The 22277-nt window shown below is 68.5% G+C and carries 14 protein-coding genes and 1 pseudogene; 5 read left to right on the forward strand and 10 right to left on the reverse strand.

What is annotated here, in order from left to right:
- Positions 1–44: 44 nt before the first annotated feature.
- Together ACOGXQ_RS03730 and scpA are read left to right on the forward strand one after the other, a co-directional pair.
- Positions 45–1580 carry a methylmalonyl-CoA mutase family protein gene (locus ACOGXQ_RS03730; protein ID WP_419946108.1) on the forward strand — a complete coding sequence of 512 codons (1536 nt, stop codon included), beginning with the start codon at positions 45–47 and terminating at the stop codon, positions 1578–1580.
- Positions 1577–3907: a methylmalonyl-CoA mutase gene (scpA, locus tag ACOGXQ_RS03735; protein WP_419946109.1), complete on the forward strand. Its 2331-nt coding sequence runs from the start codon at positions 1577–1579 to the stop codon at positions 3905–3907. Before ACOGXQ_RS03730 ends, scpA begins: the two co-directional genes overlap by 4 nt.
- Positions 3908–4271: 364 nt before the next feature.
- Here scpA and ACOGXQ_RS03740 read toward each other — a convergent pair whose 3' ends face one another.
- Positions 4272–11639 (reverse strand): Calx-beta domain-containing protein, encoded by a 7368-nt coding sequence (locus ACOGXQ_RS03740; protein WP_419946110.1) that lies wholly within the window; start codon positions 11637–11639, stop codon positions 4272–4274.
- 277 nt (positions 11640–11916) lie between these two features.
- Here ACOGXQ_RS03740 and ACOGXQ_RS03745 point away from each other — a divergent pair, with 277 nt between their 5' ends.
- Entirely contained in the window at positions 11917–13584 is a 1668-nt protein-coding gene (locus tag ACOGXQ_RS03745) for a sulfatase (protein WP_419946111.1), read from the forward strand.
- 103 nt (positions 13585–13687) lie between these two features.
- Here the strand turns inward: ACOGXQ_RS03745 and ACOGXQ_RS03750 are convergent.
- Together ACOGXQ_RS03750 and ACOGXQ_RS03755 are read right to left on the reverse strand one after the other, a co-directional pair.
- Positions 13688–13795, reverse strand: a pseudogene (locus tag ACOGXQ_RS03750) (site-specific DNA-methyltransferase); the annotation flags it as partial.
- Positions 13752–13937 carry a hypothetical protein gene (locus tag ACOGXQ_RS03755; RefSeq protein ID WP_419947455.1) on the reverse strand — a complete coding sequence of 62 codons (186 nt, stop codon included), beginning with the start codon at positions 13935–13937 and terminating at the stop codon, positions 13752–13754. The gene ACOGXQ_RS03755 and the pseudogene ACOGXQ_RS03750, both read right to left, overlap by 44 nt.
- On the opposite strand from ACOGXQ_RS03755, the gene ACOGXQ_RS03760 reads away from it, so the two are divergent.
- A complete protein-coding gene (locus tag ACOGXQ_RS03760; RefSeq protein WP_419946112.1) occupies positions 13930–14085 on the forward strand; it encodes a hypothetical protein in 156 nt (51 codons plus the stop codon). The two genes, ACOGXQ_RS03755 and ACOGXQ_RS03760, sit on opposite strands and share 8 nt — an antisense overlap.
- A gap of 67 nt (positions 14086–14152) precedes the next feature.
- On the opposite strand, the gene ACOGXQ_RS03765 is transcribed toward ACOGXQ_RS03760, so the two are convergent.
- From ACOGXQ_RS03765 to ACOGXQ_RS03780, 4 genes are all read right to left on the reverse strand, one after another.
- Positions 14153–14947 carry an N-formylglutamate amidohydrolase gene (locus tag ACOGXQ_RS03765; protein ID WP_419946113.1) on the reverse strand — a complete coding sequence of 265 codons (795 nt, stop codon included), beginning with the start codon at positions 14945–14947 and terminating at the stop codon, positions 14153–14155.
- Positions 14944–16578 carry a gamma-glutamyltransferase family protein gene (locus tag ACOGXQ_RS03770; RefSeq protein ID WP_419946114.1) on the reverse strand — a complete coding sequence of 545 codons (1635 nt, stop codon included), beginning with the start codon at positions 16576–16578 and terminating at the stop codon, positions 14944–14946. The genes ACOGXQ_RS03765 and ACOGXQ_RS03770 overlap by 4 nt, the downstream gene beginning before the upstream one ends.
- 10 nt (positions 16579–16588) lie before the next feature.
- Positions 16589–18859, reverse strand: a complete 2271-nt coding sequence (locus tag ACOGXQ_RS03775; protein WP_419946115.1) for a M20/M25/M40 family metallo-hydrolase — start codon at positions 18857–18859, stop codon at positions 16589–16591.
- 61 nt (positions 18860–18920) lie between these two features.
- Positions 18921–19169 (reverse strand): hypothetical protein, encoded by a 249-nt coding sequence (locus ACOGXQ_RS03780; RefSeq protein WP_419946116.1) that lies wholly within the window; start codon positions 19167–19169, stop codon positions 18921–18923.
- A gap of 144 nt (positions 19170–19313) precedes the next feature.
- Here ACOGXQ_RS03780 and ACOGXQ_RS03785 point away from each other — a divergent pair, with 144 nt between their 5' ends.
- On the forward strand, positions 19314–19952 hold the full coding sequence (locus ACOGXQ_RS03785; RefSeq protein WP_419946117.1) for a VOC family protein: 639 nt from the start codon (positions 19314–19316) through the stop codon (positions 19950–19952).
- A 242-nt stretch (positions 19953–20194) separates the two neighbouring features.
- On the opposite strand, the gene ACOGXQ_RS03790 is transcribed toward ACOGXQ_RS03785, so the two are convergent.
- The 3 genes from ACOGXQ_RS03790 to ACOGXQ_RS03800 all read right to left on the reverse strand — a co-directional run bounded on the left by ACOGXQ_RS03790 (position 20195) and on the right by ACOGXQ_RS03800 (position 22203).
- Positions 20195–20713, reverse strand: coding sequence for an RES domain-containing protein (locus ACOGXQ_RS03790; protein ID WP_419946118.1), 519 nt, complete (start codon positions 20711–20713; stop codon positions 20195–20197).
- Entirely contained in the window at positions 20710–21330 is a 621-nt protein-coding gene (locus tag ACOGXQ_RS03795) for a hypothetical protein (RefSeq protein ID WP_419946119.1), read from the reverse strand. Before ACOGXQ_RS03795 ends, ACOGXQ_RS03790 begins: the two co-directional genes overlap by 4 nt.
- A gap of 270 nt (positions 21331–21600) precedes the next feature.
- Positions 21601–22203: a hypothetical protein gene (locus ACOGXQ_RS03800; protein WP_419946120.1), complete on the reverse strand. Its 603-nt coding sequence runs from the start codon at positions 22201–22203 to the stop codon at positions 21601–21603.
- Between the last annotated feature and the right edge of the window lie 74 nt (positions 22204–22277).

Consider the following 22277-nt stretch of genomic DNA (forward strand, 5'->3'; position numbering starts at 1 on the left):
CCAGCCACATTCCCGTCCAGAAGGCGACCACTACCCTGCGGGACGTGGCAGAGACCCCTCTACCGCAGCCCAGCTCTGCACTCCGTGATCCCGGCTTCGCCGACGTCACGGAGAGCGACTGGGAGGCTGCCGCCGAGGGAGCGCTGCGCGGACAGCCGCTGTCGTCGCTGGTCACGACGCTGCTCGATGGTATCGAGACCTCCCCGCTGTACACCGCGCAGCGACACGGCACCGAGGCCGACCCTGCCGAGTTGCCCGGCGATGCGCCGTTCACCCGCGGCGCCACCGCCGCGAGCGGCGCACAGGGCTGGGAAGTGCGCCAGATCCACGACGTTCGCTTGGCAGGCACGCCGGACGCCGTCGCCGTGGACACGACATCGGGCGTGGATGCCGTCACCGTCGCCCGAGGCTGGAGCGCTGACGGCGACGCAGCGCTGCTCAACGCCGCCGTCGGCGATGCCGCCGCGGCAGGAGTGACGATCCACCTCCAAGCCGGCACCTCGCCGGCGCACACCGAGGCCCTGCTGGAGGTCTTCGGCCGTCGTGGCGTCGAGCACGGGCGCGTTCGATCGTGGCTGGGCATCGATCCGGTCACGGCGACCGCCGCCGGGGATCAGTTCACCGAGTCCAGCGACCTCACGGGCGCGCTTGAGCGGGCGGCGCGCAGCGCCGTCGAGATCGCTGCGAGGTGGCCCCATGCATTGCCGCTCGAGGTCGACGGCTCGGCGTTCGCGGACGCAGGCTCGACCGACACGACCGAGCTGGCAGGGATGCTGGCGTCGGGGGTGGCCTGGCTGCGCACGCTCTGTGATTCGGACAGCGGCCCCCGGCTGCCGGTCGCGACCGCCGCACGGCTGTTGGGATTCACGCTCTCGGCAGGACCCGATCCCTTTGTGGTCACCGCCAAGTGCCGGGCGATGCGCACCTGCTGGACTCGTGTGCTGGGCGCATGCGGAACCGACATGGAAGGCCTGCCGATGCACGCGGTCACCTCGACGGCGATGCTTGCCGGCCCCGACCCGTGGGTGAACATGCTGCGCGCCACCACGGCATGCTTCGGCGCTGCGAACGGAGGCGTCGACGCGATCACCGTCCGCCCCTACGACACGGTCAGCGCCGGCCCGGCGTCCAGTGCGCTCGGATGGCGTGTGGCCGCCAACACCCAGTTGATCCTGCGCCACGAGAGCCGCATCGGGTCAGTCATCGACCCCGTCGGCGGAAGCTGGTATCTCGAGAACCTGACCCGGTCGATGGCACAAGAGGCGTGGGACCGCTTTCGCCGGATCGAAGCCGCCGGGGGCATCTGCTCGGTTCTCGCAAACGGACAGCTCGAGGCTCGGATCTCCCAAGAGCGGACACAGCGGCAAGAACAGATTGCTGCGGGCGACCGGGTGATCGTTGGGGTGACGCAGTTCGCGGATTCGCCGGACCCCCGAGGCGCCCCTGCACTGCCAGACGACCCCGACGCTGCGTCCGCTCACCGCGGCGAGGCGCACGGCGGTCTGGGCACGCACCGCTGGGCGGCGCCCTTCGAGGCTGAGGCGGCTGGCGAAGCCGTGGCTGGAGCGGCAGGGTCATGAGCGTCATCGGGGACTTCTCCAACGTCGAGCTTGATGACGGTGGGCCGGCCCACGGGGGCCGGAACGGCGCGAACGGCCCGGCACCATCGACGCTGCCGGAGTCGTCGGCAAGAGCAGAGTGGGCGCAGCGGTTCGCTTCCGAAACCGGTCGCGCCCCCACTCCCAGCACCACGCCCGAAGGCATCGACATCGCGCCGCTGTATGTCGCTGATGACGTCGCCGATCTGTACCGCAGCGGACCCGACTCCAGCGGGGACGGCAACCGAGTGCGCACGTACCTCGACGGCTACCCGGGCTTCGTCCCGTACCTGCGGGGTCCGTACCCGACCATGTACACCAACCAGCCGTGGACGATCCGCCAGTACGCCGGATTCTCCACCGCTGAGGACTCCAACGCCTTCTACCGGCGCAATCTGGCCGCCGGCCAGCGCGGCCTGTCAGTGGCATTCGACCTCGCTACCCATCGCGGCTACGACTCCGACCACTCCAGAGTCGGCTCCGATGTGGGCATGGCGGGCGTGGCCATCGACTCGATCCTCGACATGCGTACGCTGTTCGACGGCATCCCGCTCGATGCCATGAGCGTGTCGATGACCATGAACGGTGCTGTGCTGCCGGTGCTGGCGCTCTATGTGGTGGCCGCAGAGGAGCAAGGCGTCACCGCGGCCCAGCTGACCGGGACCATCCAGAACGACATCCTCAAGGAGTTCATGGTCCGCAACACCTACATCTACCCGCCCCAGCCCTCCATGCGGATCATCAGCGACATCTTCGAGTTCACCTCCGCCGAGATGCCTCGCTTCAACTCGATCTCGATCTCGGGCTATCACATGCAGGAAGCCGGAGCGACCGCCGATCTCGAACTCGGCTACACGCTTGCGGACGGACTCGAGTACCTGCGCTGCGGCATCGGCGCCGGGATGGGCATCGACGATTTCGCCCCTCGCCTGAGCTTCTTCTGGGGCATCGGGATGGACTTCTTCATGGAGGTGGCCAAGCTGCGGGCCGCCCGGCTGCTGTGGGCCAAGCTCGTCGCGGGCTTCGAGCCGCAGAACCCGCGCTCGCTGTCGCTGCGGACGCACTGCCAGACCTCCGGCTGGTCGCTGACCGCCCAAGACCCGTACAACAACGTCGTGCGCACGTGCATCGAGGCGATGGCCGCCGTCGACGGCCACACCCAGAGCCTCCACACGAATGCGTTCGACGAAGCGCTGGCCCTGCCGAGCGACTTCAGCGCCCGCATTGCGCGCAACACGCAGCTATTCCTGCAGCACGAAGCCGGTGCGACCCGGGTGATCGATCCGTGGGGCGGGAGCTACTACGTCGAGCGCCTCACCGCCGAACTGGCCAGGCGCGCCGCTGCCCACATCACCGAGATCGAGCAGCTCGGCGGCATGGCCCGGGCGATCGAGGCCGGCATTCCCAAGATGCGCATCGAGGAGGCCGCCGCTCGCACGCAGGCTCGTATCGAGGCCGGCCATCGCACGGTCGTCGGGGTGAACCGATTCCCGTCAGACCTCGACGCGGAGGTCGACATCCTGCGGGTCGACAACGCCGAAGTGCGCGCCGCACAGCTCGCGAAGCTCCAACGCCTGCGGGGCGACCGCGATGCCGACGCAGTGCGCCGCTCGCTGGACGCGTTGCGTGAGGTGGCACGCACAGGGGAGGGCAACCTGCTGGCCGCATCCATCGCTGCAGCACGCTGCCATGCCACCGTGGGAGAGATCAGCTCCGCGATGGAGGACGTGTTCGGGCGGCACACTGCTCAGATCCGCACGATCAGCGGCGTGTACGGGGGCGAGATGGCAAGCAGCGACGCCGACGCCGACGGCAGTCTCAACCCCGCTGCTGCCGCCGTCGACGCTGTCCGTGCCCGGATTTCGGCCTTCGGGGACCAGACCGGGCGCAGGCCGCGCATTCTCATCGCGAAGATGGGCCAGGACGGCCACGACCGGGGCCAGAAGGTCGTCGCCACTGCGTACGCGGACCTAGGCTTCGACGTCGACATCGGTCCGCTGTTCAGCACTCCGGCCGAGACAGCGCGCCAAGCCGTCGAGAACGACGTCCACATCGTCGGAGCGTCGTCGCTGGCCGCAGGACATCTCACGCTGGTGCCGGAACTGCGAGACGCCTTGGCCGAACTCGGGCGGCCTGACATCCTGATCGTCGTCGGGGGCGTCATCCCGCCGCAGGACTTCGACGTGCTGCGCTCAGCAGGCGCCGCCGCCATCTACCCGCCCGGCACCGTCATCGCCGAAGCCGCAGCCGAAATGCTGAACCTGCTCGAATCAGCCAGGGCGCGCACCTCGTCGCGGCGGTCGGCGTAGGGGCCGATGCCCAGCCACCCGCCGAGGTGATCGAGCACGACGGGTGTGTCGGGCACAGCGTGCACGAGTCCAACAAGCTCAGCGACCTGCGGGTGGAACATCCAGCCGTCGAAGCTGAAGCCTGTCCGGCCCAGCGTTGCGAAGCCCGCCCGGAAACTCGGGTCCGCGAGCAGTTCGGGCGAAGGCTTGGTGCGGCTCTCGCGGATCTGGTCGCTGACGTCCCAAGCGCTGGCGTGACAGATCCCGCGGAACAGCCCCTCGCCGGTTTCGAGTGGTGTGTTGGCGTGGTGGAGTTGTCGCGAGGTTGTTTTGGCCTGTGTGGGTGGGTGTGCTGGGGTGTGTTTGTTGTCGGCTGGTGGTGGTGTCAGTTCTGTTGGCGGAGGATGCTGCGGGCGGCTTGGGCGGCGGTGTGGGTGCGGGTTGTGCCGGTGATGCGGCGGATGTCGGTGTCGGCGGGTGCGGTGTCGGCGATGGCGGTGCGCACGGTGTCGGCGACGGCTGCTCGGCCGCCGATGATGACGACGCGGGCGGGCCGGTAGTCGCGTATGAGCTCGGCGGTCGCTTCGGGCAGCGAGCCTGAGGCGGTGTACGCGACAGCGGCGTTGTCGGTGGCTGCTGCGTACGCCGCGGCGACGCCGACGTCGGGCGGGGACCAGCCGTTGGCGATCACCAAGGTGACGGCTCCTGACGCGGCGGCGGGGTCTGCGAGCACTCGACGCGCCGCGGCTGCGGCGGTCCCGACGCGGTCCGCGCCGGTGAGCCGGTCGATGTCGGCGTCGGCTGCGGCTGCGGCGATGCGGTCTTCGACGGCGCTGCTGATCGCGGCGGCGCCGCCGATGAGGACCACCCGTGCTGTGTCGTAGTCGCGCAGCACCGCGGCCGACGCCTCAGGCAGAGCGTCCTGCTGGACGTACAGCACCGCGGAGCGGCGGGTGCGCGCTGCCAGCGCGGCCGCCGCGCCGATGTCAGGCGACGACCAGCCGTTCGCGACCACCACCGTCACCCGCCCAGCCGTGGAAGGCTCCCCCAGCACGCGCCGCGCCGCGGCCGCCGCGGTGTCCGCGCGGCCCGCGCCGGTCACGCGCTCGGTGCCCGAGCCCGGCGACGCCGACCGGATCTCGGTGCGCACGTCACGCGACACCGCCGCGGCGCCGCCCACGATGATCACCTCAGCAGGCAGCGCATCGCGCAGCAGCACCGCTGTCTCCGCCGACAGCGCGTCCCCTTCGGTATAGGTCACCACAGCGCCGTCGGTGCGCGCCGCCAGCACCGACGCCACGCCCACATCAGCCGGCGACCAGCCGTTCGCCACCACGAACACCGCCACGCCCACATCGACATCGCCGCCCCCGCCGCCGCCGCCGCTGCTGCCGCCGCCGCTGCTGCCGCCGCCGCCGGTGCTGCTGCCGCCGCCGGTGGCGGGTGGGGGTGGGGGTGTCGTGGCGGCGGGCTGGTCGTCGTCGCGGATGGTGCCGGTCGCGGTGCCCGCGGACAGGCTGACCCGCGCGCCGACGGGATCCGACAAGGTGACCGCGAACGTCTCTGCGCTCTCGGGGTCGGCGTCGTCGGCGAGCGCCACGGTGACGGTCGCTCGGGTCTGCCCGGCGGGAATCGTGACGGTGCCCGACCCGGCGGCGTAGTCGCCGGGCGACACAGCGGTGCGGTCCTCGGTCTGCCAGCTCACTGTCACCGGCGAGCCCGACATGGGAGCGAGGGTGACAGTGAAGGCCATCTCGGCGGCGGACTCTGCCGCGGAGGCATCCGCGATGGTGATCAGCGGCAGGTCGTCGTCGTCGTCGATCGTCACCGTCGACGACACCGAGCTGCCGAGGTCGGCGTTTCGGGGACCGGCCAGTGTCACGGTGAACGTCTCGTCGGCTTCGAGCGTCTCGTCGTCGATGATGCCCACCGGGAACACAACGCTGGTCACCCCCGGCGGGATGCTCACCGTGGCTGTCACGGCCTCGTAGTCGGCGCCCGCCACAGCAGTCCCGTCCGCCGTCCGCAGCCGCACCGACACGTCACGCCCGCTGGGCACAGACAGCGACACCGTCAGCGTCGCCGATCCCGACGACTCGCCGCGCGTCAGCGACACCGGCGACAGCGACACCTCCGGCAGCGCGCTGGTGTCGGTGATCGTCACGATCCCCGACGCCGACTGAGCGGTGGCGAGACCAGTCGTGGTGCACGACACCACGAACGTCTCGTCGGCCTCAGACGCCGCATCATCAGCAACCGCAACAGTCACCGTCGCGCTGCGCGACGCCGCCACAGCAGGATCGAAGCTGACCGCCTGCGCCGACACCGCCGTGTAATCGCCCGGCGCGACCGCGGTCTGATCAGCGGTCGAGCACTCCGCCGTGAACGCCGGCCGCGTCGACTCCACCGACGCCGGCAGCGACACCGTCACCGTCACGCTCGCCGCGTCCTCGCGCACCGTCACATCGGCGACCTCCATGAGCCGGTCCCGGTCGTCGTCGCGCACCTCGAGCACCACCTGCAGCGTGCCCTCAGCAGTCGAGCCCGGCTTCTGGCCGTCCGCGCCGGGCCCCGCGGGATCGCCGTCATAACCGGCCAGCACCGCATGCTCAGCGCCGTGCAACTCCACCACGAACAACTCCTCGAACAGGCTCTCCGCCTGCGTGTCATCGACCAGCGCCAGCTCGAACCGGCCATCGGTCAGACCCGGCCCGATCACCCACACCCCATCGTTGCCCACCCCCGGAACCACCTCGAAATCGGCGCCGGGCGTCGCCCGGAACACACCCAGCGTGCCGTCAGGCAGCCCCTTGGGCCTCACGCGCGCCGCCAAAGTACGCACCCCCAACGACGCCGAACGCCCCGACACCTCCGACAGCTGCCCCCGCACAAACAACGACCCCTCCGACTCCACACCCACACCCGACAGCTGCAGCCCCGCCTGGCCCAACTCATACGCAGTCGCCCGCTCAGCAAGGTCGCCACGATCGCTCGGCAGAATCGACCACCACGGCGCGTCGTCGTCGTCGACGATCCGCACCACCGGCACAGCCGCCGGGGCAGTCGCATTAGTCGGGTCGACACCGATCCCGAACGCCTCGTCCCACTCGTCAAGCACGTCGGCGAGCACCGCCACCGTCACCGACTGCGCCGCCACCACCGACGCCGGATCATCGACAGCCGCAAACGACAACGACCCCGACCCCGGGGTGTAGTCCGCATCAGGCGTCGCGGCGTGCTCGCGGATCCGAATGCAGCCCAACGGCAGCGGCGACGCCCCGAAATCCGCGCACGTCAGCCCCGCCGCCAGAGCGGCCAAGATGTCGTCGGCCAGATCCTGGGTCTCCCAGCCCACCGTCACCGGCCGCCCCGACGGCGCCGACAGACCGATCCCCGCCACGACCTCCGCCACGCTCTCAGCGACCCCGCCGGCCATCGTGACCCCATCGCTCAAGGCCGCCTCCGGCACGCCCACCACCACAACAGGCGGATCATCGTCATCAGCAATCGTGACCGTCGCCGGAACATCCGACACGCGCGCATTCGCGTTCGCCGGCGCCGTCAGCGACACCTCGAACACCTCATCCCACTCGAACATCTCATCGGGCGCCACCGTCACATCGAACTCCGCCAAACGCACCATGCCCGCGGCCACCGACCCCGGATTCGGGACCGGCGCAATCGTCAACATGCCCGACCCCTGATAGTCATGCCCCAGCGACGCCGCATGCAAAGGCGACTCCAGCCCCGCAAGCACCGCACCCGTGGGATCAGCGGCCGCATACCCCACCGTGATCGGCTTCTCCGACGCCAACGAATCCGCCGGATCCTCCTCCAGCGTCACGATTCCCACCGACACCGTCCCGACGCTCTCGTCCACCGTCGAAGACACCAGCCCCAACCGCAGCAACGGATCATCATCCACAATCGTGCCCACCGCCGTGCTCGCCGACGACTGCGTCGCCACTTGACCCTGCGAAGGAGCGACATTGTCAAACCCGCCGGTCATCGTCACCGTGAAGGTCTGGTCGAACTCGTCGACGCGGTCCTCGACCGACGCGATCGACAGCGTCGCCTCGGTCTCGCCCGGAGCGATCAACGTCTCCGGGCACGACGCCACGAAATCGTCCGCCTGCGCCGGATGCGAACCAGAAGCGTCCAGACCGGTCCGGCACTGCACCGCCACCCAACGCCCCGAGACCGCGCTCAGCGTCATCACGAACTCCACCGCCTCGCCCTCAGCGCCCGACCCCGCCGCGATCGAGACCCCCGGAGTGGGGTCGTCATCGGCGATGCGAACAGTCTGCGCAGGGGTCGCGCCAAGCCGGGCCACCTCGATCCCGTCGGCGTCGACCGCGCCCGTCAGCGACACGGCGAACTCCTCATTCCACTCGTCGAGCGCGTCATCGATCGGGCTGACTTCGACAGACACCGAGAGCTGGCCCGCAAGGATCGTCACCTCGCCGTCGCTCACCTCGGTGAAGTCCTCGCCGGCGCTCGCATACGGATCCGCGTCGAGCGCCGGCTCGACGAATCCCGGGCTCTGCCCGATTCGGTACTGCACCACCACATCACGGCCCGAACGCCTGGACAGGCTGATGCCATGGCTCTGAGGGCCGCCCTCTTCGTCAATGAAGACGATGCCCGCGGAGAAAGAGACCGCCGGCAGGGGGTCGTCGTCTGCGATGGCGCCGGTCGCTGTGCCCGCTGTGGGGCTGACGGTGCCGGTGTCGGCGTTGTGGGCGGTGTCGCGGGCGCCGTCGAGGACCACGGCGAAGGTCTCGTCGTACTCGTCGAGCGCGTCCTGGAGCGACGAGACCGTCAGCGTCACGCTGGTCGATCCTTCCGGCACGGTGACGCTGGCAGCATCAGCAGGCAGAACCGCGGCGGCGACCGGGGTGTAATCGACGTCCACAGTGGCCTGGCGCGCCCCGGCGGCGGTGTCGGCCTCGGTGTGGTACTGCACCACCACGTCGCGTCCTGAGACCGCGCTGAGGGTCACCTCGAAGCTGATCGGGCCGCCTTCTGTGCCGGTGCCCGCCGCGACCGACACCACCGGCGGGTCGTCGTCGTCGACGACGGTCACCTCGGCCCTGATCGTCGTGCTGACGTTGCCCATATCGTCGGCCAGCGCCGCGGTCCCCGTCGGGTTCGACAGCACCACCTCGAACGCCTCGTCGTGCTCGTCGAGCGAGTCGTCGGTGATCGCCACCGACAGCGTGTTCGACATCTGGCCCGCGGCGATCTGCACCGTTCCCGCGGACACCCCGGTGAAGTCGGTGCCCGACACCGCCCGCCCGGTCGCGTCGGTCCTCCACTGCACCGACACGTCCTCATACCAGGTGCGCTCCAGCGTCACCGTCACCACCGCGTCGCCGCCGGGAGCGTCCTCGTCGACGGTCGCATCGCCGACCGTCACCTGCACGCGGTCGTCGTTGAGAATCGTGCCCGTCGCACCCGACAGGCCCACGCTCAGCGTGGTGCTGTCGCTTCGGGCGAGCTGGGTGGGGGTCAGCGCGAAGCGCTCGTGGAACTCGGCATCGGAGTCCTCTGTGGTGTTCACCGTCACGAACCCCGCGGTGCTGCCTGGTTGGATCGTCAATATGCCGTCGCTGACCGCGGTGAAGTCGTCGGCGGCGGCGCGTGTGGCCGCGTCGCCGTCGCTGACCAGCCCTGTGCTCCACCGAATCAGCAGGGCCACCTGCGACTCGCGGCTCAGCGTGATCTCGAAGCTCACCGCGTCGCCCTCCTCGGCCTCGCTGTCGGCCACCGACACGTCGGGCGGGTCGTCGTCGCTCTGGATCGTCACCGTCACCGAGTCGTGATCGTCCCTCGGCGAGCCCCCGAACAGCGCATTCGCCGACAGGTTCCTCAGCCGCACCACGAAACCCTCGTCGAACGGCTCGTACACGTCGTCGTCGAGGATCGCCACAGTGAACGATTTCGTCTGCTCGCCCGCAGCGAACGTCAGCGTGCCCGAATCCGACGTGAAGTCCGTGCCCGCTGAGGCCTGCCTGCCGCCGTCGGAACGAGCAGCGGTCGTCCACCCCACCGACACCTGCGACGTCGCCGCCTGCGACAACGACACAGTCAAGGTCACCGTGCCGGCGTCCTCGCTCACCGAGCGCAGCCCATCCGACGAAGACGCCTCGATCGCTATCCGCGGCTCGTTGTCGGTGATCAGGCCCAGCACCGGGTCGGGCAGCATCGGCGTCTCACCGGCCGCGTAGGCCGCCCCCCGCAGGTCGTCCACCCTGAACTCGAAATACTCGTCGGGCTCGCCCACGTTGTCATCAGTCGTCGCGACCGACACATTCACCGACGTCTGCCCCGCAGCCAGCGTCGCCTCGCCGCTGGTCACCACCGCCACGTCGCCGCTCGAAGCCACCGCCGTCACGGGCGCATAGATCCCGCTGCCGCCGATCCGGCTCGCACTGATCAGCGCGGCGTCGTAGACCACCGTGCGTTCGTGGTCCGCAGCACGGTCGACCGACACCGTGAACACAGCATCAGAGCCCTCATCAACGGTCACGTCCCCCGCCAGGCTGACCTGCGCAGCCGGCTCGTCATCCACGATCCACACCGTCACCTCGCCCATCGACGAGCGTCCCGGCGACTGAGCAGCGGGCACGTCGGCCAGCAGCGCATTCGACGACAGATCGCTCAGCCTCACCACGAAACCCTGCCGCAATGCCTCCTTGAGGACGTCATCGGTGATCGTCACCGTGATCGTCGCCTCCGTACTGCCCGCAGCGATGGTCACGTCATCGCCCGAGCCGGCAACGAAATCGTCGCCTGAGGTCGCAGGCGAGCCCTGCGTCGATGCCGCAGTCGTCCAGTCGAAGGTCACATCGGCGCCCGCAGCACCGTCCAGCACCACCGACAGGCTCACCGTGCCGCCCGAGACGTCCTCGTCGACGTCCACCGAAGCACTGGTCGGGCTGATCGAAATGCGCCGCTCGTCGTCGTCGAGGATCGTCACCGCACGCGTCAACGGCTCCCCCGTGGCGTAGTCCGCCTCCGACACCACCACGTTGAAGCGCTCGTCGCTCTCCGCAACACTGTCCTCCACCGTGGCCACCGACAACGACGCGCTGAGCATGCCCGCGGGAATCGTCGCCGTCGCGTCCGTCACCGCAGTGAAGTCCGTCTGCGCCGCACGCGTCTGCGCCGTGCCGTCCGTCGCCAGCGCCGTACCCCACGTCACCGTCACATCCCTGCCCGACACAGCGCCCAACTGCGCCGTCAACTCCGCCGAATCGCCCTCAGAGACCTCCGCATCAGCAGGCGACAGCGACAGCGTCGGCTCCGCATCGTTATCGGTGATCGTCACCAGCGTCGACGACGCCGAGGTATCCAGCGTGGCGCCGCCGGTGACGTTCGAGATCTCCACCACGAACACCTCATCGTGCTCGTCGAGCGCATCATTGTTGAGAGATACTTCAACAAAGGCTTCTGTTGCTGATGCTTCTATGGTTATCGTGCTGCCGGCATTGGAGACGTAGTCGCGGCCCGCGTCACTTGAGTTGCCGCCTGTCGCGTCGTGGGTGTCTGCATCACTGTCCGACCTCGTGGCCCAAGTGACAGTCACCGGCGATGACGACGCCGGGGTGACCAATATCGGAATGCGGGCCGAAATGGCCGACTCTGACACCGTCAGGGTCTCCGGCACCGACACGACCGACATCGATTGCGCGCCGGCTTCGTCGTCAGCGATCAACAGGGGCACCAGCGCCAGCAGCGCTGCGGCCAAGGGCACCAACCCCCAAAGGGCAATACATTGCTTCCGTCGTTTCACCTGACACTCCCAGCAGAATGCTGATTTATAAGAGACTGCCTTTACTCGGATCCGGGCAGGCCTGCAACGCTCTGACCTGCGGCTTTGTGCCCGTGAATCCGTGGTTCCTGCAATTGCTCAACAGTATCCTAGATTCAAGCCCTGTGACAGTTTCGCGAACCAAGACCAGCTTCGTCAACCAGAATCCGCCCCATTCGGCTGAGTCCATCAAGAGAACATCGAGGAGTCTGCCATGAACTCGCCGGCCAACGGATCGCCCGCCCCCAGCAGTTGGGCCGAAGCGCGCGGGGCGCCACCGCCCAACGTGCTGTTCATCATCACCGACCAGCAGCGCGCCGATCACAACGGTTTCTCCGGGAACGGCGTGATCCGGACGCCGCACCTCGATGCGCTGGCTGCACGCGGCACGGTGTTCGACAATGCTTGGGTGGCGAATCCGGTGTGCATGCCGAACCGCTCCACGATCATGACCGGACGCATGCCCAGTTCGCATGGCGTGGTGTTCAACGACCGGTCGCTGGAACCCGGCGCCAACACCCATGTGCGCCAGTTCCGGGCGGCGGGCTACCGCACCGCGCTGATCGGCAAGTCGCACCTGCAGCACGGCATGTCTCGCAACGCCGTGAACCCGTCCGATCTCGCCGGGGGCCCTGTGGACGAGTATTGGCCCAAGGGCTGGGACTCGCACGAAGATGCCGAGCGCTATCTCGACGGCGCGCCGGAGTTTCCCGACAGCTTCTACGGCTTCGGCCATGTCGAACTGGCGATCGACCACGGAGCGCGGGCCAGCGGCCATCACCTGCTGTGGGCACTCGACCGCGGGGGCCGCATGGAGGACCTCTACGTCCCGCTCACCGCCGAGTCCCCGGCACGGCGCCGGTCCGACATCTGGTGGCAGGTCTACGAGCCGCCGTACGATCCCGAGCTGCACTCCAGCTCGTTCGTGGCAGATCGCACGATTGCGTTCATCGAGGCTGCCGTCGGCGCCGGTGACCCGTGGCTGGCATGGGCATCGTTCCCCGATCCGCATCACCCCATGACCCCGCCGGGCGAGTGGTTCGAGCGTCACCGACCCAGCGACATGTTGCTGCCGATGTCAGTCGACGATCCGCTCGAGGGCGCCCCTGAGTACCTGCAGGCCATCAGCCGCATCCATCCCCGCGATCAGCGTCACTGGGTGACTCCATGCGGCGTCGCAGGCGACCACGACCTAGTACGAGAGGCGATCGCCGCCACCTACGGCATGATCGAGCTGATCGACGACCGGATCGGCCGGATCTTCGCTGCGCTCGACCGGCTGGACCAGACCGGCAACACGATCATCGTGTTCACGAGCGACCACGGCGACATGATGGGCGACCACGGTCTGATGCTGAAGGGCTACATGCACTACCGCGGCACGCTCGCGGTGCCGATGGTGATCGCTGACCCGCGGCGCGAGCCGGGTCGCACCGATTCGCTGGCGGGCAGCATCGACTTGGGTCCCACGCTGCTCGACCTGGCCGGCGTGAAGCCGTTCGAAGGCATGACCGGCCGCAGCCTCGCACCCGTCCTCGACGACCCCTCAGCATCGGTCCGCGACGACGTGCTCATCGAGGACGACTTTCCGGGAGCACTGGTGAGCCGGGTTCGGCTGCCCGCCAGGACGCGCACGCTCGTCACCGCCGGAATGCGCCTCACGCGTCACAGCACTGGCGAGGAGCAGATCTTCGACACCGACGCCGACCCCCACGAAACGTCGCCGCTCGGCGGCAGCGACCCGGCCCGCCGCGCGGAGATGTACGAGCGCCTCGCCGCCGCGATGATGGAGGCCGACGACCTTGCCCGCGGCATGCCGATGACCGTCGACGGCGCCACCCGCGCTCGGGCGCGGGCCGATTCCGGCGCACTGTCGTGGTAAGCACGGCCCCGGACGACGGCAAGTCTGCTGCCGCCCACCCGCCACGGACGGCATCGACGTCGTAGGCGTAGTCTTTGTTCTTGGGCAGCAGGAACACCGTCTCATGAGCCTTGGTCGGACGGTCTCGGACAGATTCTGGGTGGGCGTTGGGTTTGTGCCAGATGACTTCAGAGCGCAGCCACCACCCAGCATCCTGAAGCGCGAACGCCAAGACCGGACTGTCCGCCGACGGCGGGAACACGCCGCAGTCGATGGTGAACGATGCCTGCAAGCGCATCGCAGCGGGCGAGGCCGACGTGGTGCTGATCGCCGGCGCAGAGGGCATCTGGCGCCGGCGCCGAGCCCATGCTCATGGAGGCGATGGCCGAGACCGAGCACATCGGCACTGAGGTGGTCGTCAACGAGACCGAGCACATCGGCACTGAGGTGGTCGTCAACGAGACCGAGCACATCGGCACTGAGGTGGTCGTCAACGAGGACTTCGAGTTCGCACCTGCCTGACCGCCGCGAACCGGCTGGCCCGATGACGCGACATCCATGAGCGGTGATCTCGCCCAGGAAGGCCGCGTCAGCTCGACGGTCGGCGCCGCAGGATGCTCAGCGCTTCCAGAGCCGTGCCAAAGCGGACTCTGAGGTCTATGAGGCGAGCAGGGTCCACCGTTCGGGCAGCCGCGTCGTACCACGGCAGTGCCAGGTACCACGAGCGGTTCATCTCGATCTGCACCCAGGGCACCGAGCGCCCTGGCTTGCCGCTGCGCCCGTGCCATCGCGTGATGTGGCCGCCGGAGAACGGTTCGTTGACCCCGATGCCGGCGCGGTCGCATTCGAACGCCTCTGCCAGCGCCCCCGCGAACTCCTCCAGCAGTTCAGTCGGCGCCGTGGCGCCGTGGCCGTTCGAGAGGCAGAACAGCGGGCGGGCCTCCCCCGCCCTCGGCGAGATGGCTGGTGCGAACTGCGCCATCGAGTGACAGTCGAACGCCACCAGCACGTCGGTTCGCTCGCACAGCGCCGCCAGATCGTCGTGGTACGGCTGCCAGCAGCGCTCGATGAGCAGGCGGGAGAGGCCGTCATCCGGCGCTCCCCCGCCCCGCCACACGCTCACGCAGTCGGCCGTCATCGACTTCACGACGCCGTCGGGATTGGACGGCGGCAGATCGTCGGGTGCCCGATTCAGGTCCACGATCGCTCGGGCAACATCGGTGGTGCGCACCGCTGCCACCGCATCGCCGAGGTCGTAGATCTCGCGTGTGCACGCATCGCCGTCGCTCCAGATGTCTGCCGGGCTGAGAGCACATTCCTCCGCGGCTTCAGGCGGGATCCGGTCTCCCCCGTGCGGGATCGACAGCAGCACCGGAAGCGTCACAGCGCCGTCGCAGCAATGTCCGGCCCGCCAGCGGTGCCGTCACGCCTGGGATCGGCAGCGCCCTGAAAGCCCGGGCCTGACTGGCGTCGCAGCACCGCCTGCACGCAGCCCAAGTAGAACGCGTAGGGATCGAGCTCGTCGACCTGGTAGCCCGACGAGGCGAGATGGTCGACGATCTCGCGGTCGAATCGCGCTGCCTCGATGCTGACCCGCCCGCCGACCGTACAGTGCAGCCGGGGCGCGTCGATCGCCCGGTCCAGGCTCGCGGAGCCGTCCACGATCCGGCAGAGCACCTGCGCGAGCGACGAGAAGATCCGCTCGCTGCCGGGACTGCCGAGCGCAAGCCACGGCTGGCCCTCCCGGAACACGATGGTCGGCGCCGCAGTCGACCACGGAGCTGCGCCTGGCCGCAGGTAGTACGGGTGTGACGGCTCCTCGGTCTCGAGCGCGGACAGGTAGTTGTTGTAGAGGAATCCGAGCCCGTCCGCAGCCGCCTTGGAGCCGAACACGAGCTCGATCGACTGGGTCACCGCCAAGGCGTTCCCTTCGGCGTCCATGACCGAGAAGTGGGTGGTCTCGCCGATCTCGTCGGTGACGGGATCGACGGTCGGCAAGTCCGGATCGACCGTGTCGACGATCGTGTCCGCCAGCGCGTGGGCGTAGCGGCGGCTGAGCATCGTCTTGTTGCGAATCTGGGCGTAGGTGTTGGCGTCGAACGGCCGGTCGATGCGCCGCAAGAAGGCCTTGCGCAGCGACTCGGTGAAGAAGTGGACGTTCGCCGTGCTGATCTGGCGCAGGGCCGACGAGTGCAGCCGGTTGAGCATCATCATCACGAGCAGCAGCACCCGGCCGGCGCCCGGCGGCGGCATGGTGGCCAGCGTGACCGATCGGTACCGCCGGCGCAGTGCCTGCCGCACGACCGGCCACGGGATCAGTGCCAGATCGTCGGCTCGCAGGAATCCGTCATGCACACGCATGTCGGCGTCGATCTGGTCGGCGACTTCGCCCTGGTAGAAGGCTTCGATCTCGTTGCGCGCCAGATGCTCGAACAGATCGGCCAGCTCGGGCTGGCGGAACAGGTCGCCCGGCTCAAAGGGCTCAGCGCCGTCCTTGAGGAAGTAGCGAGCACCTGTCTGACCGTCCACCTTGGCGAAACGCGGCAGCTCGCGCACCTGCAGACGATGCTGCAGCGGCGTGATGGCGTAACCGCAGCGGGCGATCTCGATCGATGGCGCCAGCACCTCGGCCCAGGGCAGCCGGCCGTAGCGGCGATGCAGCCACCCGAGCGTCGCGGGCGTCGAGGGCACTGTCGTGGCCCGGTGGCCCAAGCGCAATTCCCGGCGGCGCTCCAGCCGCTCGATGTGCGCCAGCGAGGGCACGCGGCTCGAACCGTCAAGCGCAAACGTCTGGCCGTCAATGTGTGCGAGAACGACCGTCTGGCCTCCGAGGCCGCTGGCCTGCGGTTCGCACACGCCGAGCGCGAAGCCGACAGCCACTGCCGCATCTGCGGCGTTGCCGCCTTCGGCCAGCATCCGCACCCCGGCATCGGTGGCGCCGCCGAACGCGCTCGCGACCATGCCGCCCATGCTGATGCTGCTGCGCTTGAGGGGTGCTGAGGGGGGGCTCGGCACGAACCCGCCCTCAACCCGCCGCAGTCGCACTGGCGGCCCTCCGGCGCTTCGGCTGGGTGCGCAGCTGGAGCATCGTCACCGCGAGCAGCATCGCGCGCTCCACCAGCGAGTGGCGCAGGATGTACTCGTCATCGGTACGTGCTGCGCCGCCGATCGGGCCCATGCCGTCGATCCGCGCCGTGTTCTCTCCTACGAAGCTCAGGTCCGCGGCCGCCCATCGCTCGCCGCCCTCAATCGGTCTGCTGAGGTCTTGTGCCGCCTGCTGGACGGTCTCGAGCAGCGAGCGATCCAGATCAGTCGGACGCAGCGCAGGCCGTCCCGGACGGGCGGACACGGTCATGCGCACGCCCGGCACCGTTCGTGCGTCCGCGATGCGCTGCACGCGTTCGTCGAGTTCCGGCCCGATTTCTGGGTCGCTGTAGCGCAGCGTGAGCATCAGCTCGGCACGAGACGGCAGCCGGCCCCCGCCGGCTTCGAGATGCAGGTTCGTGATGTGCGCTCGCACCCCGCGTACTGACTCGCCGTTTTCAGCGTCTTCTTCGGATCCGGCGTTCTCTGAGGCCTCGCGCCCGATGTCCTGCAGCGCGATCACCCGATTCGCGAAGTGCCGCACGACCTGATCGGCGGACACCGCGCGGCGGCTGCGCCGGTAGGCGGACTCCAACAGGTAGCGGTGCTCGCCTGCGCGTGCGGTGATCACGCTGCCATCCGGTTCGCCGGGCTTGAGGCCGATGACGTTGCGGGCCCTGGCGCCGGCCTCCGCGATGATCTGCCGCCCGCCTGCGCCGCTCTGCGCGCCATCGGAGGTCAGCAGTACCGCTGCACGTACTTGGCCCAGCCGGCGGATGTAGCGCAGCCCTCGCAGCGCAGCCAGAGCGACCGCGATGCCGCCCTTGGACTCGGCTGCGCCCGTGCCGTAGATGCGTCGCTCGTCGGCGCGGAACGGCGTCCACTCCTGAAGCGGTGCGCCGGTGTCGAGATGGCCCAGCAGCAGCACGTCGTCGACGTCGTGGATGTGGTTGCGAGCCAGCAGGATGTCGCCCAGAGCCACCTGGGGGCGGCGTTCCACCCGGAACCCCAGCGTCTCGAGTTGCCGCTCGACCCAGTCGCCGAGCTGGTTGACGCGCTCGGGCGCTTCCGTCGGAGTGCGCGCCTCGACCATGCGCCGCACGTTGTCCTCGATCGTGGCGGCGCTGCTGCGGATATAGGTGCGCAGCCGGGCACGGGGCCGCTCGACATCGTCCCGCCGTGGAGCAGCCGGGACGGACTCGACCTGGGATACGAGCCGTTCGGCGCCGAAGTAGCGGACCGCTGCCACGTCCAGCATCCGGTTCACCATCGACTCGTAGGTGTACCCCGCCGCTTGCGCCGCATGTACGTACGTGCCGGTCAGTCCCAGCGACGCCATCGAGTTGATCTCGAGGATGTACGGGTTGCCTTCAGCATCGAGCCTCAGATCGACACGGGCGAAGTCGAACAGGTCGAGGCTGCGGAACGCCCGCCGCGCCAGCTGCTGCAGCTCGGACGTCTCGTCGGCGCTGAGCGGCGCGGGGCACAGCTTCTCGCGGGGCTGGCGCAGCTTGTCCGAGTCGGTCTGGATCGCATTGGGGTCGCCTTCGAGGTCGATCTCGACGATCGGCAGCACTTCGGGATCGCCGTTGCCCAGCAATCCAATGGCCAGTTCACGGCCGGCGATGAACTCCTCCACCAGCACGTGCTGGCCGAACTCCTCGATGATCATCGACACCGCCTCACGCAGGTCCCCCTCGTTGTCGACGATGCGAATGCCATAGGAGACCGCTTCCATCTTCGGCTTGACGATCAGGCGATGTCCCGGCGAGCACTTCAGGTCGTCGAAGCTGTCATCGGACGAGGCAAAATTCCAGAACTTGGCGGTCGGCAGCCCGGCGGACTGGAACATGATCTTTGCGATCACCTTGTCGAGCGCCATCCCGTGCGCTTGCGGCCCCGAGCCCACATAGGGCACGCCGAGCATCTCCAGGAGCGCAGGCAGGTGCGTGTAGCGGGACACGCCCTGGATGCCGTAGGCCATGTTGAACACCATCCCGGGACGCTCACCGGCGATGACACGCGGCATGAAGTCACCCAAGCGCTCGACGACATGCATGTCCCCGTCGATGACGCGGACCGTGTGGCCGCCCGCTTCCAGCGCCCGTGCGACCCGCTCGACCGTGCGGGGGTTGTAGCGCTCGCGGTTCTGCGGCCCGAACACGTTGATGACGCCGCTCGGATCCCGGTTATGGACGACGGCTACCCGCATCGGCGACACCCCGCGTTCAATATCCCGCCACAAAATCTACGACCACATGCAGACTCAGTGGTCAGCTGAGCGGTTCGAGTGCGAGCGCGAGTCCGTCACGGGTTCGTTGTTGCCAGTCGGGATTGATGCGTCGGACGGTGTTGGTGCAGATGCGGAAGATGCAGACGGCCTCTCGCAGCTCCAGTCGGTGCGGGTCCCAGCCGAAGCGTTCGGTAGCGGCGTGCTTGGTCTGGCCGCAGAAGTCGGCTCGGGTGCCGGCTGGGTCGTGCCCGGTGCTTCGACAACGCTGTGGGACGCACGATGCGGGCATAGAAGCTGAACTTGCCGGCCTGGTGGCACAGCACCACTCGGTTGGCGGGCCGGCAGCGGACGGTCTCGACTGACATCAGCCGGCGTCAGCAACCGGAACAGGCCCTCTGGTTGGGCGGGTGTCTCAGGCATCTAACGTACCCGCATGGCAGCAATAGATCACCTCGTCGTAGCCGCACCCGACCTCGACGCCGCCACAGCCGCCGTCGCAGAACTCGTCGGGGTGCAACCAGCGCCCGGAGGCCCTCATCCGGGCCTCGGCACCCGCAACACGCTCCTGTCGCTGGGCGACGAGGTGTACCTCGAGGTCATCGCCCCCGACACCGAGCAGCCAGAGCCGGAGAATCCGCGGCCGTTCGGCGTCGACGGCCTCGACGGGCCGCGGTTCGTGACCTTCGCCGTTCACGTGTCGGAAGGCGAGACCATCGAAGACGTCGTCGCATCGATGCGTGCGAGCGGCGAGGACCCGGGCGAGATCATGTCCATGAGTCGCGTCAAGCCCGACGGCGAGGAGATCCACTGGTCGCTCACCTACTCGCCCGGAGGGCTCCCCGACGGCGCCAGCGCGGTCCCGTTCGTCATCGAATGGGGCGAGACCACCCATCCCGCCGAGGTCACGCCCACCGGCTGCACACTGGTATCGGTCTCAGGCACCCACCCCGACCCCGACCACCTCCGGGTCCTCTACAGCGCGATCGGCATCGACGTGTCGGTCGAAGCCGGCAGCACGGTCAGCCTCGAAGCAGAACTCGACACACCCAACGGGCGAGTCACTCTGCGCTGAGGCGTCCAGCAGACCGGCCAAGCAGAGTTCGATGGGGCTGTAGGGCACCGAGGAGTCCGCGTGTCCCCAAGATCGGGAACGAGCCAGCCGAGTACAGCCCGCTCGCTAAGTTCACCAGCGCATCGAGGTCGAGTCCTGCGCTCACCAGGCTCGCCACACATGACGGCATCGGTGCGGCGGTGCCTTGGGTCCCGCCGACCTGACCCTGAGCAAGGCGCACCGATGCCAAGCGGTGGGTCTGCTCAGAAGTGGGACACTTTGATCAGCAATGCCTCGTCGGGTTGGCCTTCGGCGGTTGCGGCCCAGCCGACGAGATCGGGGCGAGCTCCGAACAGAGCTATTACCTGTCCGTCCTGCTCGGGACCGGGCCTCATGCCTTCTTCGGTTCGCCAGCCGTTGGCTTGGCCGGGCCGCAATGCCGCCGAGGGAGCGATGAGGCCATCAGCATCCTGCCGATGCGTCCGAGCGAATTGCCTGCACTCCTGCCATGTCACGGGGCCGCCGGTGATCGTCTCCAACAGCAGGTCGGGCTGAAGCCGGGGCGGCTCGCCGATCTCGACGGCCCAGAGCGCACGTCGAATCGTGGCGACATCGACAGGGTCGGTGATCTCTTCGTGTCGCAGGAACTCTGCCCACGCTCCATCCGGTGTGTCGCAGAAATAGTGCGTCAGGTCGCCTTCGTCATTCCAGCGGCCTGCAGGCTGCGACGCACCCTCCCACAGGAACGGAAAGCGTGGATCGGCATGACGGAAGGCGATCATGTTGCCGGCGACGACATGATCGAACTGGCCAGATCGCGAACGCTGCGCGCGGCAGGATCTTCCGGAAACCACTCCTCGCCAAGCGCCTCCGCTGGAGTGGCGCCGCCCAGCCGTGCCCGCGGTCGGTCGAACCAGCGCCGAATTCCGATGTCGTTGTATGCGCCGGCCAAGTCGCCCACAACGAGCGCCAGGAAATGCAACCGGACTGCCACCTCGTCAGGCGTTGTTCGGTCGCCACAGAGATACCGACGTGCGCTCGACGGGGAGATCCCCAACAATCGCACCAGCAGGTCGATTCCGAGCACCCGAACCACGGCCGGCCACTCATGGCCCGGTGCGGGCGACTGCTCCAAAGCCTCCGCGATGCGGGCCATCAGCGTCGACAGACGGTCTGGCTCGCACGCATGCGGCTGCGCCAACTCCGCAAGAAAGCCTTGACCGATGCCGGCCTCGGCCAGACCCGACCTCAGTTGCTCCAGCGCGGAATAGTCAAGGCAGGTCACCTGTCCGCGAAGCAGCCCCATTGACTCAGCACGGCTCAACGCCGCGACCGCAGGAGATGCCAAGCCCAGCTTGTCGAATGGACTGCGGACGGATGCCATACGGAGATTTCGCATGGTCCGAATAGTATCCGATGGCCCGAGAGGATCGTCTGCATCGCCTGGCACGGTGACGCCCACCTTGGCGGCAGCACTCCGTGGATAGGGTCCTGACTCCTTGGATGGGGTTCTGACGGTGAAGTTCGCTTGCATTTCTGGCGCCGCACCATCTGCCGGGCGAGAGTCCTGCGCTGCAGCTCCTGCCGTGCCAGCACGACGATCACAAACGAGAATCGACAAGGCGTGAACTTGACGAGAACCCGCTGGACAGCGACGCTTCTCGGCTGCTCAGCGGGGCAGCGCGGCGACGAACAGCGCCAGCGCGGCGACTCCGACCGCGTTCAGCACCAGTAGGAGTGCCTGCGGGCGCAGTCGTGCGTGCTGACGCATCAGCGAGTCCAGCAGCCGATCGGTGCGAGGCTCGGTACGCGCAGATCTCAGCCCGAACGCGACGCCCGCAACGATGCCGACGCCGTAGAACAGCCCGTGCAGCGGACCGCCATGTCCCGTCAGCGCCAAGATGACGCCGAGCATCGGAAGCGGCGTCGCGCGGACCGTCAAGACAGGTGTGCCGGTGTCGAGTCCCCATGCGAACACTCCCTGCCGGCCGCGGGCACGCCAGCGGTACGGGGTCTGACGACTCAAGCCGAACGATGACGTGCGACCGCTCCACACACGCATGCCGTCGGCCGCCGCCAGTCCACTCGCCCCGATCAGCGCAGCCGTCAACGCGCCGCGGTCGCCGGCGTGTTCCCGCATGCGGCCGCCGACGGCGTCGGCGACGAGCATGAACACAGACGAAGACGCCAACACTCCAGCAAAGTACGTACCGCTGTCGGCGAATCGCCGCAGACCGCGACCTGCGGCGACGCTCGGGCCGAACTGGCCCACGAAGGCAAGCCCTCAAGGGCTGTAGCGCTGCAGCATCCCGCCCGCAAGCAATGCACCGGCCGTGACCGCCTCCG

It is taken from the genome of Candidatus Poriferisodalis sp., from assembly GCF_965208485.1.
In the GTDB taxonomy this organism is placed as follows: domain Bacteria; phylum Actinomycetota; class Acidimicrobiia; order Acidimicrobiales; family Poriferisodalaceae; genus Poriferisodalis.

Bases quoted from the DNA above. Each gene is read 5' to 3' on its own strand.
- ACOGXQ_RS03780 (WP_419946116.1), bottom strand. From the start codon at position 19,169: ATGCCCGCATCGTGCGTCCCACAGCGTTGTCGAAGCACCGGGCACGAC.
- ACOGXQ_RS03785 (WP_419946117.1), top strand. From the start codon at position 19,314: ATGGCAGCAATAGATCACCTCGTCGTAGCCGCACCCGACCTCGACGCC.
- ACOGXQ_RS03760 (WP_419946112.1), top strand. From the start codon at position 13,930: ATGCTCATGGAGGCGATGGCCGAGACCGAGCACATCGGCACTGAGGTG.
- ACOGXQ_RS03745 (WP_419946111.1), top strand. From the start codon at position 11,917: ATGAACTCGCCGGCCAACGGATCGCCCGCCCCCAGCAGTTGGGCCGAA.
- ACOGXQ_RS03795 (WP_419946119.1), bottom strand. From the start codon at position 21,330: ATGCGAAATCTCCGTATGGCATCCGTCCGCAGTCCATTCGACAAGCTG.
- ACOGXQ_RS03775 (WP_419946115.1), bottom strand. From the start codon at position 18,859: ATGCGGGTAGCCGTCGTCCATAACCGGGATCCGAGCGGCGTCATCAAC.
- ACOGXQ_RS03755 (WP_419947455.1), bottom strand. From the start codon at position 13,937: ATGAGCATGGGCTCGGCGCCGGCGCCAGATGCCCTCTGCGCCGGCGAT.
- ACOGXQ_RS03790 (WP_419946118.1), bottom strand. From the start codon at position 20,713: ATGATCGCCTTCCGTCATGCCGATCCACGCTTTCCGTTCCTGTGGGAG.
- scpA (WP_419946109.1), top strand. From the start codon at position 1,577: ATGAGCGTCATCGGGGACTTCTCCAACGTCGAGCTTGATGACGGTGGG.